At 36.2% G+C, this 2108-nt stretch carries 1 protein-coding gene; it reads left to right on the top strand.

Features of this window, described 5'->3' with window-relative positions; translation table 11 throughout:
- Nucleotides 1-2101 (top strand): DNA translocase FtsK (locus Q0370_RS02995; protein ID WP_299571938.1); only part of this gene is annotated, 2101 nt, incomplete at its 5' end.
- Between the last annotated feature and the right edge of the window lie 7 nt (nucleotides 2102-2108).

The following is a 2108-nucleotide window of genomic DNA, read 5'->3' as shown; positions in this document are numbered from 1 at the left end:
GACTATTGGATTGGTTGTTGTGCTGGCATTATCTGTCTGCCTTTTGTTAAAGGACTATATAGAGCTTGGTTATGAACTTCTAAGAGAAGTTGTAAGATACTATAAGAGCGACGACTATAAGGAAAAAAAGAGAAAGCTGAAAGCAAAAAAATATGCAGAAAACTTGAAAAAGACAGATTACAAACGTTATCAGAGGGAAATGCTCAAGGCAAAAATTATTCAGTCGAGAAGTGAAAAGCTGAGTTTTGAAATTGCTAAAAAGCCAAAGGATAACTTTTTGCAGAAAACAGAAGTCTATTCTAAGGAAGAGCTGGCTGAAAAAGAGAAGGAATGGATTGAAATCTTTGAAGAAAATGAAAAGCAGAAGATTCTGGAAAATACTAAGAAATCTGAGAATAAAGAAAAAAATGACAAGGAAGAACAGGAAACTGAAACTAAAAATACCACAAATAACGATAAACAGGAAGCGCCTGAGCCTAAAAAGCCTGAAGAAATAAAAGAGGAAGATAAAACGGAAAAAAATGAGGAACAGTATGAAAAAGAGCCAAAACTTGAAATTGTAACGCCTTTAAGAAGGGAAACAGCTGTTAATTCAGCACAGATGGATCCCAATTTTCAGCAGTTTCCAAAACTTGAAGCATTTGAAAACAGCGTGGCTGTGGAAAAGGGGCTGGAAGAGGAGCTAAAGGAAGCCAATGCAATGCTTGACAGCAGTCAGGGATATGATGATGTAGTGAAAAAGTCTATTGCTGAAATATTCAAGTCTAAGCCGATGGATTATAAGAAAAAGGAAAAAATTGAAAAGAGCATAAGGGAAAATGTGAGGCATCTGGAAAACGTTTTAAAGGAATTTGGGGTAGAAGCAAAAGTTGTGAACTATGAATATGGGCCTACAATTACGAGATACGAAATTATTATTCCGAAAGGTATAAAAGTGAGCAAGGTTACAGGACTTTCGGATGATATAGCAATGAACCTTGCGGCGGAAAGTATCCGTATAGAAGCTCCAATTCCTGGAAAAAATACTATTGGAATTGAAACTCCAAATAAGATCAAGGAGCCAGTGCATTTTTCTAATATTATAAAAAATAAAGAGCTTGACAATGGAGAATTAAGGGTAATACTGGGAAAAGATATAGTTGGAAGAGATAAGCTGATAGACATTGTAAAGATGCCGCATTTGCTGATAGCTGGACAGACGGGTTCTGGGAAATCCGTAGCGGTAAATACATTGATTTCCACATTAATTTCCAAGAAGTCTGAAAATGAAGTAAAATTTATAATGATAGATCCCAAGATGGTAGAGCTTATGCCATATAATGATATTCCACATTTGCTAGTTCCAGTAATTATAGATCCGCAGCAGGCGGCAATTGCCTTAAAATGGGCTGTAAATGAAATGGAGAACAGATACAAGAAGCTTATGGAAAATGGTGTAAGAAACATAAAAAAATACAATAATCTTAGTTATGTGGAAAAAATGCCATATATTGTCATAATTATTGATGAGCTGGCTGATCTTATGATGGTTGCAGCCGGAAGCGTTGAGGAGTCGATTGCAAGAATTGCTCAGAAGGCAAGGGCGGTAGGAATTCATTTGGTTGTAGCAACACAGCGTCCGTCTACAGATGTCATAACTGGAATGATAAAGGCAAATCTGCCAAGCAGAATTTCCTTTGCATTAAGATCCCAAATTGACTCAAGAACTATATTGGATACAGCTGGTGCTGAAAAGCTGCTGGGACAGGGAGATATGCTTCTTCTTGCCAATGGGTCTTCAAAGCTGGAAAGGATTCAAGGGGCGTATATTTCAGATGACGAGGTTAAAAACTTGACAGATACGCTAAAATCTGCCAGAAAAGTAAAATATAGAAATGAAATTCTGGAAGAGACGCAGGAAGAAATGATAGATGTAGATCCTTTCTTTGAAAATGCAATAAATATTATAAGACAGGAGAACAAGGTATCAATTTCATTGCTGCAGCGTAAATTGAAGGTAGGATTTAACAGGGCTTCAAGAATTTATGAACAGCTTAAGGAACATGGTGTCATAAGTTTTGACGATCAGATATTAGTTGATAATATTGATGAAATAAATTAATAATAAA

This window comes from uncultured Leptotrichia sp. (assembly GCF_938036635.1).
Lineage (GTDB): Bacteria > Fusobacteriota > Fusobacteriia > Fusobacteriales > Leptotrichiaceae > Leptotrichia > Leptotrichia hongkongensis.
The sequence above is the reverse complement of the archived record's forward strand: the minus strand, read 5'-3'. Positions and strand labels throughout refer to the sequence as shown.